This is a genomic window from Streptomyces sp. NRRL WC-3742, from assembly GCF_000720635.1.
Classification (GTDB): Bacteria; Actinomycetota; Actinomycetes; order Streptomycetales; family Streptomycetaceae; genus Kitasatospora.
The window spans coordinates 77,061-91,448 of record NZ_JOCF01000012.1; the positions used below are offsets into that span (position 1 = coordinate 77,061).

Below are 14,388 nucleotides of genomic sequence, written 5' to 3' on the forward strand. Positions count from 1 at the left end.
ACGTCATGCGTCGTCCTCCGGCCGGTTCGCCTCCCACAGGGCGCGCAGTTGCGCGTACGCCCGGCCGAAGGCGGCCGAGTGGCCGAGGTCGAGGGCCATGGTGGCGCGTCCGTAGAGGTAGTGGGCGTCCCGGTGGGCGGCGGGGTCGAGGTCGGGCAGGCCGCACAGGAGCCGGAAGTGGTAGTCCAACGAGCTGCGCGTGTACTCCCAATGCTGCTGGTGCCCGTCGGGCAGGAGGGGGCGCAGGACGTCCCGGGCGTGTTCGCGGATGATGCGGTCGAGCTCGTCCGGCGCGGGGTCGACGGGCTTCAGCGGGTGGTCGTCCAACTCGCGCTCCATCACGGCGAGTTCCTCGGCAATCGCCTCCAGCGCCCGTAGGTCCAGCGGGGCGACCGCGTACGCCCGCGTGCCGAGCTCGGCGGCCGTGCGGGCGCGCCGGGCATCGCCCGTACAGGCGGCGACGAAGCCCGCCGACGTGCCGCAGCGCCACCGCAGTTCGGCGAACCGCCACACCAGGTCCCGGTCCACGGCCGTCATGCGGCGCCGAAGTGCCGCTTGGTGTCGGCGATCAGCTTCTTCATGAACCTGACGCCGGGCGCGTCCGTGAGCGCGGCGGGGCGGCGCAGCAGCGGTTCGGGTTCGAAGGCGAACGTCCAGGTGAAGCGGGCGCCGGTCGGGGTGGGGACGACCTCGTAGTCCTCGCCGAAGCGACGGAAGATCGGCAGGGTGGCCTCCGTGACCAGGAACGAGTGCCGCCTGCCCTCCTCCCAGCGCACGAACTCCTCACGCAGGTGCAGCAGTTGGATCGCGGTGACCTCGCGGGTCGCGCCGACGCCGTGCGGCGGGGGAGAGGTGTAGCGGCCGTTGCTCAGCCCCCGGCACCAGGACAGCGGCGCGGGGCCGGCCAGCCCCTCCCAGACGGCCTCGGGGCTGACGGGCAGGTCCATGGTGTACGAGTGGCGGTGCGGGGCGGTGTCGAAGAAGGACAGGTCGAACCGTTCGAGCGTGAACCACGGCATGGGATCTCCCCTGAACTCGGCGAAGCGGCGGCGGAACTCCGTGAACCGAAGAATGTCAGCCCGCCCACGGCACGGCTATGTTGGCCCCATGACCACCCAGCCGCCCCTCTCCCTCCCCACCCGCTACGACGCGGGCCGGGGCCGCGTCGCCCTGGTCGTCCCCGGTGTCGGCTACTCGCCGGCCCGACCGCTGCTGCACTTCGCCCGTGAGGTGCTGCTCCGGCACGGCTGGACCGTCCAGGAGCTGTGGTGGCAGCCGCCGGGCGACCTCAGCGGCCTCCCGATGGACGAGCGGATCGCCTGGGTCGAGGACGAGGCCGCCCGCGCCATCGACGCGGAGAACGGCGCCTGCGGACTGCTGCTCGGCAAGTCGCTCGGCTCCCTCGCCGGCGGCCTCGCCGCTGAACGCGACCTCCCCGCCGTCTGGCTCACCCCCCTCCTCACCGCCGAGCAAGTCGCCGCCTCCCTCCACGCGGCCAAGGCCCCGACCCTCCTGATCGGCGGCACCGCCGACCACTGGTGGAACGGCCCGACCGCCACCGCAACCGGCCACCAGATCCTGGAGATCCCCTCGGCGGACCACTCCCTCGAACTCCCCGGCGACCCCCTCACCTCCGTGGACATCCTGCGCAACGTGATCACCCGCCTGGACACCTACCTCACCGCCCTGCCCGCCGACTAGCACCCACCCTCTGCCAGGGGCGCGGGCACCCCGTCGGACGCCGTGGCCGACGTCGACCGATGCGGGGGTGACCGGGGGCTTCGGGGAGTCTCCACCTGTGCGAGAGCGCTGGTGGCATGGCTCTCGGAGCCACGGGCCGAGAGGATCGTTCAGAAGAAGGGCGTCGGAGGCCGAGCCGAGCTGGATGTCGATCGTCGGCGGCGTCCAGTCGGCGAGGCCACGAGCGGTGGCGGCGGGGGCGGGACGGTGGCTACCACTGCCTGTGCGGGGGAGCGGAGTTCAGGTGTCGGCAGGGGGCCGATGTTCTATCGTCGACATCCATGTCAAGGTCCAGTCGGCCGGACTCCGGCCCCGGCGTAAGGGTGGTCACATGCGGATCGGCGAGCTTGCCCGGATGACGGAGAGCACTCCGCGCCTGCTGCGCTACTACGAGGAGCAGGGCCTGATCACCCCGAGCCGCCGGCCCAACGGCTACCGCGACTACGACGACTGCCTGGTGGACCGGGTGCTGCAGATCCGGGGCCTCCTGGACGCGGGCCTGCCGACCCGCATCATCAAGCAGATCCTGCCCTGCCTGGAGGCGCCCCGGACGATCCACTTCGCCGAGGCCACCCCGGAGATGCTGGAGACCCTGGAGTCGGAGACCGAGCGGATGTCGAGACGGATCGACTGCCTGACCCGCAACCGGGACGCCATCCGCGAGTACGTGTCCGTGGTCCGGAGCATGGTCTGACGGGGCACGGCCCGACGGAGCGAACCGACGTCTCGACCTTGATACCGATGTGGAGGCGGAGGGCTGCGGCCATGGTCGCTTCCCCTCCGCGACCCCTGACGGTCCCTGACGGCGCCTGAACTACGGAAGTAGTGCCACTACTTCCGTAGTGCCGCCGCGGGGGGGAGAACACCACTACGCCGGTAGTGCCACTACCGAAGTAGTGGCACTACCGGCGTAGTCCCCGCCCGCCCCGGGAGAGGCGGGAAGCCTCAGCCGATGGACCGCGGCAGTCGGGTGGTCAGGTACAGGATGGTGACCGACCCGGTGAACTGCAGGCCCAGGCAGATCGCCAGCGCCCGGTCCACCCCCAGGCTCGGCGAGAGCGCCAGGTACAGCGAGCCGAGGGTGGCGACTCCGAGCGCCAGGCTGGACTGCTGCCCGGTGGCGAGCACCCCGGAGCCGACGCCGGCCCGGGCGGCGGGCACCTTGGACAGGACGATCCGGAACAGCGGGGTGCCGATCAGGCCCTGTCCGATGCCCGCGAGGGCCACGCCGGGCGCCATCGCCAGCGGCGTCAGGTGCTCCCAGTCGGTGAGGACGGTCACCGCGAGCGCGGCCAGGCCCGTCCCCTGGACCACGGCCCCGGCGCTGAGCACCCGGCTGCCCCAGCGTCCGAGCAGCCGGGGGCTGGCCAGCGAGGCGGAGAAGTAGCCGACCGCCATCGGCACCAGCGCCCACCCGGCCGCGACCACGCCGAGGTGCAGGCCCTGCTGGAGGACGACGGCGATCACGAACATGAAGCCGCCGAAGCCCGCGAAGTACGGCAGCGCGATGCCGAGCCCGCGCCGCATCTCCGGGATGCGCAGCAGGGACGGCGGCACCAGCGGCGTGCCCCCGTCGCGCTCGGCCCGGCGCTCGACCAGGGCGAACGCGACGGCCAGGACCGGGAACAGGGCGAGCAGCACCCAGGACCAGACCGGCCACCCGGCCGCGCGGCCCTCCATCAGCGGCACGAGCAGCGAGAGCAGCGTGGCGGTGAGCAGCACGGTCCCGGGCACGTCGACCTTGGCCGCCGTCGTGGCGCGGCTCTCCGGCACGTACCGGACGGCCAGGACGACGGCGATCAGCGCGAACGGCACGTTCATCAGGAACACCGAGCGCCACCCGGTGCCGAACAGGTCGGCGGCGACGAGCATCCCGCCGAGCACCTGCCCGATGACCACCGCGATCCCGCCGGCCGCGCCGTAGATGCTCAGCGCCCGCCCGCGCCGGGCGCCTTCGGTGGCGGCGGTGATGGTGCCGAGTACCTGGGGCAGCAGCAGCGCGGCCGAGGCGCCCTGGGCGGCCCGGGCGGCGACGAGGGTCCACGCGCCGGGGGCGAGGCCGCAGGCCAGCGAGGTGAGGGCGAAGGTGACGGCGCCGATGACGAACAGCCGCCGGCGGCCGTAGGTGTCGCCGAGCCGCCCGCCTAGGACGAGCAGGACGGCGAAGGCGATGCCGTACCCGGCGGCGACGAGTTCCAGGACGGCGGGCCCGGCGGCGAGGTCGTGGTCGATGGTGGGCAGGGCGACGTTGACGATGAAGAAGTCCAGCATCGGCAGGAACGCCCCGAGCAGGACGGTCACCAGTCCGGCGGTGCCCAGCGACGGGCTGCCGGACGGGCTGTCGGACGGGGAGGCGGAGGAGGGAGCGGCTGCGGGACGGGCGAGGGTGGGGGAGTCGGCGAGTTGTCGGGTCACGGTCCTACGATCCATCGCGCCTCAGCCTGGTACCAGAGTGTCCTTATCCAGGTATAACGAGTACCTGGCAACCGCCTGCCCCCTGCAGCATCCTGGGATGATGAGCGTCATGACGCAGGCCCCGCAAGCCCACTCCACCCCCGTCACCCAACAGCCCGCGAGCCCCGGCGACGTCCGCCGCCACGAGCTGGCCGCGTTCCTGCGCAGCCGCCGCGAGCGCATCGCCCCCGAGCAGGTGGGCCTGCCCATGACCGGCCGCCGCCGCACCCCGGGCCTGCGCCGCGAGGAGGTCGCGCAGCTCGCCGCCGTCGGGGTCACCTGGTACACGTGGCTGGAGCAGGGGCGCGCCATCCAGGTGTCCGCCCAGGTGCTGGACGCGGTGGCCCGCACGCTGCTGCTGGACCAGAGCGAGCGCGCCCACCTGTTCACCCTCGCCGGCGCCGACGACCCGGCCCCGGTGCGCCAGTGCCTCTCGGTCACCACGGGCGTGCGACTGCTCCTGAAGCAGATGGAGCCCTACCCGGCGGTGGTGATCAACAGCCGCTACGACGTACTGGCGTACAACCGCACCTACCCCGCCTTCGTCGGCGACCTCGAGGAACTCCCGCCCGAGGACCGCAACCTGCTGTGGCTGGCGTTCACCCCCTCGCACTTCCGCAAGGTGCTCATCGACTACCGCAGCGAACGGCCCGGCATGGTGGCCCGGTTCCGCTCGGCGATGGCCGACCACGGCTCCGAACCGGCCTGGAAGTGCCTGCTGACCCGGCTGCGCAAGGCGTCCCCGGACTTCGAGGAGTCCTGGCAGCAGCACGACGTGGCCCTTCCCGGCAACGGCGTCAAGCGTTTCCAGGTGCCGGGCGTCGGCCTGCTGAGCTGCGAGTACACCAACTTCTGGCTCGGCCCCTCCCAGGGCACCCGCATGATCGCCTACACCCCGCTCGACGAGGAGTCCCGCACCCTCATGCAGCGGCTGTAGCGCCCGTCCGCCCCAGCAGCACGCACACCGCCGCCAGCGGCAGTTCCACGCACCCCGCCATCACCAGCGCCGCCAGCACCTCGTGCCCCGGCCCGGCGAAGGCCACGTCCACCAGCGCGTCCCCCGCCAGCAGCAGGGCCGCGACCGCACCCACCCGGGCGGCACCCGCGCTGCGCCGACGCACCAGCGCGTCCAGCCACAGCAGGACGGAGAACTCCGCGAGGTCCAGCACCACCCACGGCGTCTCGTGCCGGGCGGCGAGCATCAGCAGCCACGGCACCAGGGCGACGGCCGCCACCAGCGGCACCCGGGCGAGGCGGGCGGAGGGGACGTACGACGCCGGGGCGCCGAACGCGACGGCGGTGCTCATCGGGCACCCCCGACCGGCGCGCCCTGCACCCCGCGCACCCGCTCCAGCGGCAGCCGCTCGGCCACACCGGCCTCGGCGACCCGCACCACCACCGCGCCCACCGGCCCCTGCGCCCACGCCAGCCAGAACTCCCCGGCCACCGTGACCACTTCGGCCGCCACCGCGACCGGCGCCGACCGGAACCGCCGCCGCCCGGTGAACTCCACCGCCGGCACCGCCCCGTCCGCCGGCAGCCGCCCCCAGGCCAGCGCCTGCCAGGACCGCGCCGCCCGGGGCCCACCGGAGGTGGACGGGCAGCGCCGCGCACCCCGCAGCAGCTGCGAGGTCAGCCGCGCCGCGACCAGCACATCGGCCAACTCGCCGTCCTGGTACAGCTCCAGCGCCGCCCGCCCCCGGTTCGGCCGCACACAGCGGACCGACCAGGGGCCGACGCCGGCCGGCAGCGCACCCTCCGGCCCCGCCGCAGGGCGCAGCCCGCCCTCGGGGACACCCCCGTGACCCCCGAGGGCGGGCCGCCGGTGCGGCGGGGTGGCGGAGTGCGAAGCGGTCGTCGTCATGCCGTCAAGGCTCCCGCCCCACGGGGGTCGTTGTCGGTGGTGCTCCACACCGAAACGGGGGTGTAGCTAGCTACACCCCCACCCGGAACCCCCCTTCATGGTGGTCCCTGATCTTCGGGTTCTACGCTGTCGGCCATGACCTCCACCACGTTGCGCCGGGCGCTCGTCAGGAGCCTGGGGCGCCCACCGTGGTCGCCCGGGGTCTGGCGGGACACCCGCTTCACCGCCGCCGGCATACCCCTGGCCGTCCCGGTCTGGACGGCCGTCCTCTCACCCGACACGGTCCTGCCGGTCCTCGCCCTCATGCTGACCTGCGCCCGCCTGCTGACCGCCGCCCAGCGCGGACGGCTGCGCGCCCTGTACGGCGTCGAGGTGCCGCCGCCCAGCGCCTCCCTCACCTGGCGGATCGGCCCGCTGCGCCTGGGCCTGAACTGGCGTCAGTTCGTGCACCACCTCCTGGTCGGCCCCGTCCTCGCCGCCGGAGCCCTGGGCGTCGTCTACCTCTGGGGCGTCGCCCTCACCCTCACCACCCTCTACGCCTGGGTCTGGCTGCTGCCGGCCGACGCCGGGGTGCGCCACGACCTGGCCGGCCTGGACGTCCTGCTCGTCGTGGTCGGCGTCGTACTGATCGTCGTGACGCCCTGGCTCACCGCCGCCCTGGCCTGGCTGGAGGTCTTCGCCGCGCAGAAGCTGCTGGGCCCGAACCGCGCGGAGGCACTGGAGCGCCGCGTCGAGGAGATCGCCGAGAGCCGGGCCGGCCTGGTCGACGCCGTCGACGCCGAACGCCGCCGCATCGAACGCGATCTGCACGACGGCGCCCAGCAGCGCCTCACCTCCCTCGCGATGAACCTGGGCCTGGCCAAGCGCACCCTCAAGGACGTCCCGCCCGAGGTCATGCAGGTCATCGAGGACGCGCACGCCGAGGCCCAGGCGGCCATCGACGAGCTGCGCGACCTGGTCCGGGGCCTGCACCCCGCCGTCCTGGAGGACCGGGGCCTGGACGCCGCCCTCTCCGGCATCGCCGCCCGCGCGCCCCTGCCGGTGCGCCTGGACGTCGAGCTCTCCGAGCGGATCGCCCCGACCGTCGAGGCCGTCGCCTACTTCACCGTCTCCGAGGCCCTCACCAACGTGGCCAAGCACGCCCGCGCCGCCTCCGTCGACGTCTCGGTGCGTACGGACGGCGGCCGGCTGCGCCTGGTCATCAGCGACGACGGCGTGGGCGGCGCCGACGCCTCGCGCGGCACCGGGCTCACCGGACTGCGCAAGCGCGCCGCCTCCGTCGACGGAACCCTGTCCGTAGTCAGCCCCCTCGGGGGCCCCACCACCATCTCCGTGGAGTTGCCGTGCGCGCTGTGATCGCCGAGGACTCGGTCCTGCTGAGGGTCGGCCTGGTCAAGGTCCTGGAGGCGGTGGGCTTCGAGGTCGTCGCCGCCGTCGGGGACGCCGTCGAACTGCTGGCCGCCGTCGAGGAGCACCTCCCCGACGTGGTGGTCGCCGACGTACGGATGCCCCCGGGCTTCCACGACGAGGGCGTCAAGGCCGCCATGATCATCCGCCGCCAGTGGCCCCAGGTCGCCGTGCTGCTGCTCTCCCAGTTCGTCGAGGAGCGCTACGCCGCCGACCTCCTGGCCACCAACACCAGCGGCGTCGGCTACCTGCTCAAGCAGCGCGTCGCCAACGTGGACGACTTCGTGGAGGCGCTCCAGCGCGTCGCCGCGGGCGGCACCGCCCTGGACCCGGAGGTCGTCGCCCAGCTGCTGGTGCGCCGCAAGAACGACCCGCTGGAGAAGCTGACCCCGCGCGAGCGCGACGTCCTCGGGCTGATGGCGGAGGGCCGCTCAAACGCGGCCATCGCCGCGGCCCTGGTGGTCAGCGACAGCGCGGTGGCCAAGCACATCAACTCGATCCTCACCAAGCTCGACCTCCCGCCGACGGACGAGAGCCACCGCCGGGTGATGGCGGTGCTGCGCTTCCTGGAGGTGGGGGGAGCGTGACCGCCCCGACAGACCCGACCGGCCGGACTGCCCCGACAGACCCGACCACCCGGACCGAACGGACCACCCGGATCGACCGGACCGCCCGGACCACCCGGATCTGGCGGATCACCGGCGTGGTCACCGTGCTCGTCGTCCTGGTCACGGGCGCGGGGCAGACCCTCGCCGTCGTGGCCAAACAGGAACGCGTCGAGGACACGGTGTACCCCGTCGCCGTCCACCGGATCCAGCTGGTGACGGGCAGCGCGTCCGTGCGCATCAGGCCGGGTTCGGACGGCCAGGTCCTGCTGACCAAGACTCTCGACTGGACGGTGAGCGAGCCGAAGGTGAAGGTCGATGTCAGCGCCGCCGGGGTGATGAACGTCGACGTCCAGTGCCGGCGCCAGCTCTCCTTCTACAACTGCGGAGCCCAGATCGACCTGAAGGTGCCGCCCGGCGTCGAGGTCGGCGGCCTGGTCACCTCGGGCAGCGTCGAGCTGGAGGACCTCACCGGGCCCGTCGCCCTGGAGGGCACCTCCGGGGCGATCAACCTGAACCGCCTCACCGGCCCGGTGCACGCCAGGACCACCTCCGGCATGGTGCAGGGCAGCGAGCTCAAGTCGAACAGGGTGGAGGCGACCAGCGACTCCGGCTCGGTGCAGCTGGACTTCGCCACCGCGCCCGCGAACGTCAACGCGACCACGAACTCCGGCTCGGTGACCGTGACCCTGCCCAGGGACAGCCACTACAGGATCAACAGCAGGACGGGCTCCGGCAGCAGCCAGATCGACGGGTCGCTGGGGGACGCCTCCAGCCCGAACAGCCTGGTGGCCGCGGTCGGCTCGGGCTCGCTGCAGATCGGCTACAACAGCGGCCGGTAGGCGAGGGCCGTCGGCCGGGAGAGGAAGGGGAGGAAACGGCTGACCCGAGTGGGGGACAATGGAGAGTCCCGTCCCCGATCCGAGGTCAGCCGCGCCCATGACAGCCACGCCCGCCCCCACCGCGCCCGGCACCGCACCGAGCGCCGCGCCCGACTCCGAGTTCGCGCCGCTGGACCTCGGCCCGATCCGGGTGTGGCCGCCGGTCGTGCTGGCCCCGATGGCCGGGATCACCAACGCCCCCTTCCGCACCCTGTGCCGCGAGCAGAGCGGCGGCAAGGGCCTGTTCGTCTCCGAGATGATCACCACCCGGGCGCTGGTCGAGCGCAACGCCAAGACCATGCAGCTGATCAAGTTCGACGCGAGCGAGAAGCCCCGCTCGATCCAGCTGTACGGCGTCGACCCGGTGACCGTCGGCAAGGCCGCCCGGATGATCTCGGACGAGGGCCTGGCCGACCACATCGACCTCAACTTCGGCTGCCCCGTCCCCAAGGTCACCCGCAAGGGCGGCGGCTCGGCCCTGCCGTACAAGCGCAACCTGCTGCGCGAGATCCTGCGCGAGGCCGTGGCCAACGCCGGGGACCTGCCGGTGACCATGAAGATGCGCAAGGGCATCGACGACGACCACCTCACCTACCTGGACGCCGGCCGCATAGGCGCCGAGGAGGGCGTGGCCGCGATCGCCCTGCACGGGCGCACTGCCGCCCAGCACTACGGCGGTACGGCCGACTGGTCGGCGATCGCCCGGCTGCGCGAGTCCGTCCCGGCGCACGTCCCGGTGCTCGGCAACGGGGACATCTGGTCGGCCGAGGACGCGCTGCGGATGATGCGCGGGACCGGCTGCGACGGCGTGGTGGTGGGCCGCGGCTGCCTGGGCCGGCCGTGGCTGTTCAAGGACCTGGTGGCGATCTTCGAGGGCGACGTGGACCACGCCCGCCCGGACTTCGGGTACGTGGCGCGGGCGATGGTGCGCCACGCCCAGCTGCTCGGCGAGTGGATGGGGGACGAGACCCGCGGCGTGGTCGACTTCCGCAAGCACGTCGCCTGGTACACCAAGGGCTTCTCGGTCGGCTCCGAGCTGCGGGTGAGGCTCGCCAACTCCTCCTCCCTGGCCGAACTGGCCGAAACCCTCGCCCAGGTGGAGCAGACCCAGACCTGGCCGATCGGCGCGGACGGCCCCCGGGGCCGCACCAGCGGCAACGGCCGGGTGGTCCTGCCCGAGGGGTGGTTGGACGATCCGTACGACTGCGCCCGCCCCGGCGAAGATGCCGAATCGGACACCTCCGGCGGATGAGCTAGCCGAAGTGGCGAAGTGGCCCCTTTCGGGCCTCTGGCCATCAAGGACCAGCCCTCTTGTCCATTCTGGACAGGAGGGCTCCTTTTCGGCGTGATCATATGACTCAAGGTGCGCGAACCGCCGCGCAGTGTGAGGATGGGCCCCGCTCGATCGGTGAGATGCGCTGGTGACGCTGACCACATGCGGGGTCGACTGACGCCCGGCCAGTGGACGAATTGGACAGGTCGGCCATGGATCGCTTCCCGAAGCCGGGTGGCCGGAGTTCGGCCGATCGGGTGCAGGAAATCAAGCCGGGGAAACACGAGGGGCGATCAGCCACCACTCTGCGTCCGGTTGGTGTGATCCTCGTGTTGCGACGCGTTCAAGACTTGAACGCAGCATCGCGTCAGCCGGACGATTTCACCAACAGAGGTGAACACCTTTATGTGCATTCGATCTAGCGGGTTACCCCGCGGTACCGGCCTCGTGTGGCCTATTCAGGGCAGAGAAGTGCCTTCGAAATGGGTATGTTCTCCGGCGTCAGGGCAACCGCGTTCGAGGAGACCTTCCCGTGACGTCCCAGCAGAAGTTTGTTTACTCCTTCACCGAAGGAAACAAGGACCTCAAGGACCTTCTCGGCGGCAAGGGCGCGAACCTGGCCGAGATGACCAACCTGGGGCTCCCCGTCCCTCCGGGGTTCACCATCACCACCGAGGCGTGCAAGGTCTTCCTGGAGACCGGCAGTGAGCCCACCTCCCTCCACGAGGAGATCAGCGCCCACCTGGACGCCCTCGAGAAGGAGATGGGCAAGAAGCTCGGCCAGGCCGACAACCCGCTGCTCGTCTCCGTACGCTCCGGCGCCAAGTTCTCCATGCCCGGCATGATGGACACCGTCCTCAACATCGGCCTCTCCGACGAGTCGGTGACGGGCCTCGCCGCGCAGTCCGGCAACGAGCGCTTCGCCTGGGACTCCTACCGCCGCCTGGTCCAGATGTTCGGCAAGACCGTGCTGGGCGTCGAGGGCGAGCTGTTCGAGGAGGCCCTCGACGAGGCCAAGCACGCCAAGGGCACCGTCAACGACCTGGACCTGGACGCCGCGGACCTCAAGGCCCTCGTCGAGGTGTTCAAGGGCATCGTCGAGCGCGAGACCGGCCGGGCCTTCCCGCAGGAGCCGCGCGAGCAGATGGACCTCGCCATCCACGCGGTCTTCCACTCCTGGAACGGCGACCGCGCCCGGCTCTACCGCCGCCAGGAGCGCATCCCGAACGACCTGGGCACCGCGGTCAACGTCTGCACCATGGTCTTCGGCAACCTCGGCGAGGACTCCGGCACCGGCGTCGCCTTCACCCGCGACCCCTCCACCGGCACCCAGGGCGTCTACGGCGACTACCTCTCCAACGCCCAGGGCGAGGACGTGGTGGCCGGCATCCGCAACACCCTGCAGCTGTCCGAGCTCGAGAACCTCGACAAGAAGTCGTACGACGAGCTCATGGCGATCATGCAGACGCTCGAGAACCACTACCGCGACCTCTGCGACATCGAGTTCACCATCGAGCGCGGCAAGCTCTGGATGCTCCAGACCCGCGTCGGCAAGCGCACCGCCGCCGCCGCCTTCCGCATCGCCGTCCAGCTCGTCGACCAGGGCCTGATCGACCTGGACGAGGCGCTGATGCGCGTCACCGGCGGCCAGCTGGCCCAGCTGATGTTCCCGCGCTTCGCCCCGACCGCCGAGTCCAAGCAGATCGGCTGGGGCCTGGCCGCCTCCCCGGGCGCCGCGATCGGCAAGGTCGTCTTCGACTCGTACACGGCCGTCAAGTGGTCCCGCTCCGGCGAGAAGGTCATCCTCGTCCGCCGCGAGACCAACCCCGACGACCTGGACGGCATGATCGCCGCCGAGGGCATCCTCACCTCGCGCGGCGGCAAGACCTCGCACGCCGCCGTCGTCGCCCGCGGCATGGGCAAGACCTGTGTCTGCGGCGCCGAGGAGCTGGAGGTCGACACCAAGTCCCGCAAGTTCACCACCGCGGACGGCCTCGTCGTCCACGAGGGCGACCTGGTCTCCATCGACGGCGCCAGCGGCAAGGTCTACCTCGGCGAGGTGCCCGTCCTGCCGTCCCCCGTCGTCGAGTACTTCGAGGGCACCCTGCACGCCGGCGCCGACGTCCAGGGCGGGCTCGTCCAGGCCGTCCACCGCCTGATGTCCCACGCCGACGGCCGCCGCCGCCTCGCCGTGCGGGCCAACGCCGACAACGCCGAGGACGGCGGGCGCGCCCGCCGCTACGGCGCCCAGGGCATCGGCCTGTGCCGCACCGAGCACATGTTCCTCGGCGAGGAGCGCCGCAAGGAGGTCGAGCACCTGATCCTCGCGGACAACGACAAGGACCGCGAGCAGGCCCTCACCACCCTGCTGCCGCTGCAGAAGAGCGACTTCCTCGAGCTGTTCCAGGCGATGGACGGGCTGCCCGTCACCGTCCGCCTGCTCGACCCGCCGCTGCACGAGTTCCTGCCCGACATCACCGAGCTGTCGGTGCGCGTCGCCCTCGCCGAGGCCCGCAAGGACCCGAACGAGAACGACCTGCGCCTGCTCCAGGCCGTGCACAAGCTGCACGAGCAGAACCCGATGCTGGGCCTGCGCGGCGTGCGCCTCGGCCTGGTCATCCCCGGCCTGTTCGGCATGCAGGTGCGCGCCATCGCCGAGGCGGCCGCCGAGCGCAGGCTCGCCGGCGGGGACCCGCGCCCCGAGGTGATGATCCCGCTGGTCGGCACCGTCCAGGAGCTCGAGCTGGTCCGCGACGAGTGCGAGCGCGTGCTCGCCGAGGTCGCCCAGTCCACCGGCGTCCAGCTGGACATCAAGCTCGGCACCATGATCGAGCTGCCGCGCGCCGCCGTGACCGCCGGGCAGATCGCCGAGGCCGCCGAGTTCTTCTCCTTCGGCACCAACGACCTCACCCAGACGGTCTGGGGCTTCTCCCGCGACGACGTGGAGGCTTCGTTCTTCACCGCCTACCTGGAGAAGGGCATCTTCGGGGTCTCCCCGTTCGAGACCATCGACCGCGACGGCGTCGGCTCGCTCGTCAAGCACGCCGTCGAGGCCGGCCGGGCCACCCGCCCCGACCTCAAGCTCGGCGTCTGCGGCGAGCACGGCGGCGACCCGGACTCCGTCCACTTCTTCCACGAGGTGGGGCTGGACTACGTCTCCTGCTCCCCCTTCCGCATCCCGGTGGCGCGCCTGGAGGCCGGCCGCGCCGCCATCGAGACGGCGGGCAGCGACTCGCGCTGAGGAGGGTAGGCATCCCCACCTCGCGCGGACTCGACTGACCGCTCATCCCTCCCGTCGGGAGGGCGTACACCGGAGCTCGGCGCAGGAGAACCGGCGTACGTGACACGGCCGGGCGGGAACGGACAACGGCGTCCGTTCCCGCCCGGCCGTTACTACTTCCGTAGTGGCACTACTGCGGTAGTGCCACTACTCGCGTAGTCCCGCGCCCGCGCGGACGTGTGGACACGCTGATGCGTGGACGTTCGGACGCGCGGACGTGTGGCCTCCACCACGCGTGTACCTGATCGGACGCGGCGCCCGCGCCTGCCAAGCTGGGGCGCATGACCAGACGCAAGAGCCCGCTCCTCGTCGTGGCCGTCCTGATCCTGGCGGCCCTGGCCGGAGTCGGCTACCTCCTCGCCGGCAAGGGCGGCGGCAGCCACCCCAAGGCTGCCGCGACCTCCACCGCCACCGCGGGCACCTCGGGCACCTCGGCCCCCAAGCCCTCCGCGCCCAAGCCCACCCCGCCGCCCGGCGGTGGCGGCGGCGCCGGCACCTGGGTCCCCGCCGACCCCGCGCTGGCCGACGTCTGCCGCACCAAGCTCCCCAGCCAGGCCCAGGACACCCTCGCCCTGATCGCCAAGAACGGGCCCTACCCGTACAACCGGGACGGCATCGTCTTCGAGAACCGCGAGAGCCGGCTGCCGAAGAAGACGGACGGCTACTACCACGAGTTCACCGTCGTCACCCCGGGCTCCAACGACCGCGGCACCCGACGGGTCGTCACCGGCGGCTCCGGCGAGCAGTACTGGTCCCCGGACCACTACGCCACCTTCCAGGAGATCGACCCCCGCTGCTGACCCGCGCCCCCGGCTTCCCGGCCCCCGCCTCCTTCTCCCGGAGCGGGGGCCGCGCCGTATCCCTCACGTCCGGCCGGCCGCCTC

General features: G+C 72.2%; 14 protein-coding genes. 9 read left to right on the top strand and 5 right to left on the bottom strand.

The window, feature by feature from the left end; all coding sequences use genetic code 11:
- Window positions 1-3: 3 nt before the first annotated feature.
- Window positions 4-537, bottom strand: coding sequence for a hypothetical protein (locus IH61_RS42755; RefSeq protein ID WP_051836699.1), 534 nt, complete (start codon window positions 535-537; stop codon window positions 4-6).
- Window positions 534-1,019, bottom strand: a complete 486-nt coding sequence (locus IH61_RS0110110) for an SRPBCC family protein (RefSeq protein ID WP_031067987.1) — start codon at window positions 1,017-1,019, stop codon at window positions 534-536. Before IH61_RS0110110 ends, IH61_RS42755 begins: the two co-directional genes overlap by 4 nt.
- Before the next feature lie 88 nt (window positions 1,020-1,107).
- On the opposite strand from IH61_RS0110110, the gene IH61_RS0110115 reads away from it, so the two are divergent.
- On the top strand, window positions 1,108-1,701 hold the full coding sequence (locus IH61_RS0110115; RefSeq protein WP_031067988.1) for a hypothetical protein: 594 nt from the start codon (window positions 1,108-1,110) through the stop codon (window positions 1,699-1,701).
- A gap of 370 nt (window positions 1,702-2,071) precedes the next feature.
- Window positions 2,072-2,434 (top strand): MerR family transcriptional regulator, encoded by a 363-nt coding sequence (locus IH61_RS0110120; RefSeq protein ID WP_031067990.1) that lies wholly within the window; start codon window positions 2,072-2,074, stop codon window positions 2,432-2,434.
- Between the two features lie 251 nt (window positions 2,435-2,685).
- Here IH61_RS0110120 and IH61_RS0110125 read toward each other — a convergent pair whose 3' ends face one another.
- Window positions 2,686-4,170 carry an MFS transporter gene (locus IH61_RS0110125; protein ID WP_037972164.1) on the bottom strand — a complete coding sequence of 495 codons (1,485 nt, stop codon included), beginning with the start codon at window positions 4,168-4,170 and terminating at the stop codon, window positions 2,686-2,688.
- Between the two features lie 94 nt (window positions 4,171-4,264).
- Between IH61_RS0110125 and IH61_RS0110130 the strand changes: the two genes are divergently transcribed.
- Window positions 4,265-5,131: a helix-turn-helix transcriptional regulator gene (locus tag IH61_RS0110130; protein WP_051836701.1), complete on the top strand. Its 867-nt coding sequence runs from the start codon at window positions 4,265-4,267 to the stop codon at window positions 5,129-5,131.
- Here IH61_RS0110130 and IH61_RS40655 read toward each other — a convergent pair.
- Together IH61_RS40655 and IH61_RS0110140 are read right to left on the bottom strand one after the other, a co-directional pair.
- Window positions 5,115-5,501, bottom strand: a complete 387-nt coding sequence (locus IH61_RS40655; RefSeq protein ID WP_037972166.1) for a hypothetical protein — start codon at window positions 5,499-5,501, stop codon at window positions 5,115-5,117. The two genes, IH61_RS0110130 and IH61_RS40655, sit on opposite strands and share 17 nt — an antisense overlap.
- Window positions 5,498-6,058, bottom strand: coding sequence for a hypothetical protein (locus IH61_RS0110140; RefSeq protein WP_031067996.1), 561 nt, complete (start codon window positions 6,056-6,058; stop codon window positions 5,498-5,500). Before IH61_RS0110140 ends, IH61_RS40655 begins: the two co-directional genes overlap by 4 nt.
- Window positions 6,059-6,193: 135 nt before the next feature.
- On the opposite strand from IH61_RS0110140, the gene IH61_RS0110145 reads away from it, so the two are divergent.
- The 6 genes from IH61_RS0110145 (at window position 6,194) to IH61_RS0110170 (ending at window position 14,304) form a co-directional block, all read left to right on the top strand.
- Entirely contained in the window at window positions 6,194-7,414 is a 1,221-nt protein-coding gene (locus IH61_RS0110145; RefSeq protein WP_031067998.1) for a sensor histidine kinase, read from the top strand.
- A complete protein-coding gene (locus IH61_RS0110150; RefSeq protein WP_031068000.1) occupies window positions 7,402-8,052 on the top strand; it encodes a response regulator in 651 nt (216 codons plus the stop codon). The genes IH61_RS0110145 and IH61_RS0110150 overlap by 13 nt, the downstream gene beginning before the upstream one ends.
- Window positions 8,049-8,912 carry a DUF4097 family beta strand repeat-containing protein gene (locus IH61_RS49535; RefSeq protein WP_031068001.1) on the top strand — a complete coding sequence of 288 codons (864 nt, stop codon included), beginning with the start codon at window positions 8,049-8,051 and terminating at the stop codon, window positions 8,910-8,912. Before IH61_RS0110150 ends, IH61_RS49535 begins: the two co-directional genes overlap by 4 nt.
- Before the next feature lie 97 nt (window positions 8,913-9,009).
- On the top strand, window positions 9,010-10,203 hold the full coding sequence (gene dusB, locus IH61_RS0110160) for a tRNA dihydrouridine synthase DusB (protein ID WP_031068003.1): 1,194 nt from the start codon (window positions 9,010-9,012) through the stop codon (window positions 10,201-10,203).
- Between the two features lie 553 nt (window positions 10,204-10,756).
- Complete coding sequence (gene ppdK, locus IH61_RS0110165; protein WP_031068004.1) at window positions 10,757-13,465, top strand: pyruvate, phosphate dikinase; 2,709 nt, start codon at window positions 10,757-10,759, stop codon at window positions 13,463-13,465.
- 320 nt (window positions 13,466-13,785) lie between these two features.
- Window positions 13,786-14,304 carry a ribonuclease gene (locus IH61_RS0110170; protein ID WP_031068006.1) on the top strand — a complete coding sequence of 173 codons (519 nt, stop codon included), beginning with the start codon at window positions 13,786-13,788 and terminating at the stop codon, window positions 14,302-14,304.
- Window positions 14,305-14,388: the final 84 nt, after the last annotated feature.

Bases quoted from the DNA above. Each gene is read 5' to 3' on its own strand.
- IH61_RS0110115 (WP_031067988.1), top strand. From the start codon at position 1,108: ATGACCACCCAGCCGCCCCTCTCCCTCCCCACCCGCTACGACGCGGGC.
- IH61_RS0110110 (WP_031067987.1), bottom strand. From the start codon at position 1,019: ATGCCGTGGTTCACGCTCGAACGGTTCGACCTGTCCTTCTTCGACACC.
- IH61_RS0110145 (WP_031067998.1), top strand. From the start codon at position 6,194: ATGACCTCCACCACGTTGCGCCGGGCGCTCGTCAGGAGCCTGGGGCGC.
- IH61_RS0110170 (WP_031068006.1), top strand. From the start codon at position 13,786: ATGACCAGACGCAAGAGCCCGCTCCTCGTCGTGGCCGTCCTGATCCTG.
- IH61_RS0110140 (WP_031067996.1), bottom strand. From the start codon at position 6,058: ATGACGACGACCGCTTCGCACTCCGCCACCCCGCCGCACCGGCGGCCC.
- IH61_RS0110120 (WP_031067990.1), top strand. From the start codon at position 2,072: ATGCGGATCGGCGAGCTTGCCCGGATGACGGAGAGCACTCCGCGCCTG.
- IH61_RS42755 (WP_051836699.1), bottom strand. From the start codon at position 537: ATGACGGCCGTGGACCGGGACCTGGTGTGGCGGTTCGCCGAACTGCGG.
- IH61_RS40655 (WP_037972166.1), bottom strand. From the start codon at position 5,501: ATGAGCACCGCCGTCGCGTTCGGCGCCCCGGCGTCGTACGTCCCCTCC.
- IH61_RS0110125 (WP_037972164.1), bottom strand. From the start codon at position 4,170: ATGGATCGTAGGACCGTGACCCGACAACTCGCCGACTCCCCCACCCTC.
- IH61_RS0110130 (WP_051836701.1), top strand. From the start codon at position 4,265: ATGACGCAGGCCCCGCAAGCCCACTCCACCCCCGTCACCCAACAGCCC.
- dusB (WP_031068003.1), top strand. From the start codon at position 9,010: ATGACAGCCACGCCCGCCCCCACCGCGCCCGGCACCGCACCGAGCGCC.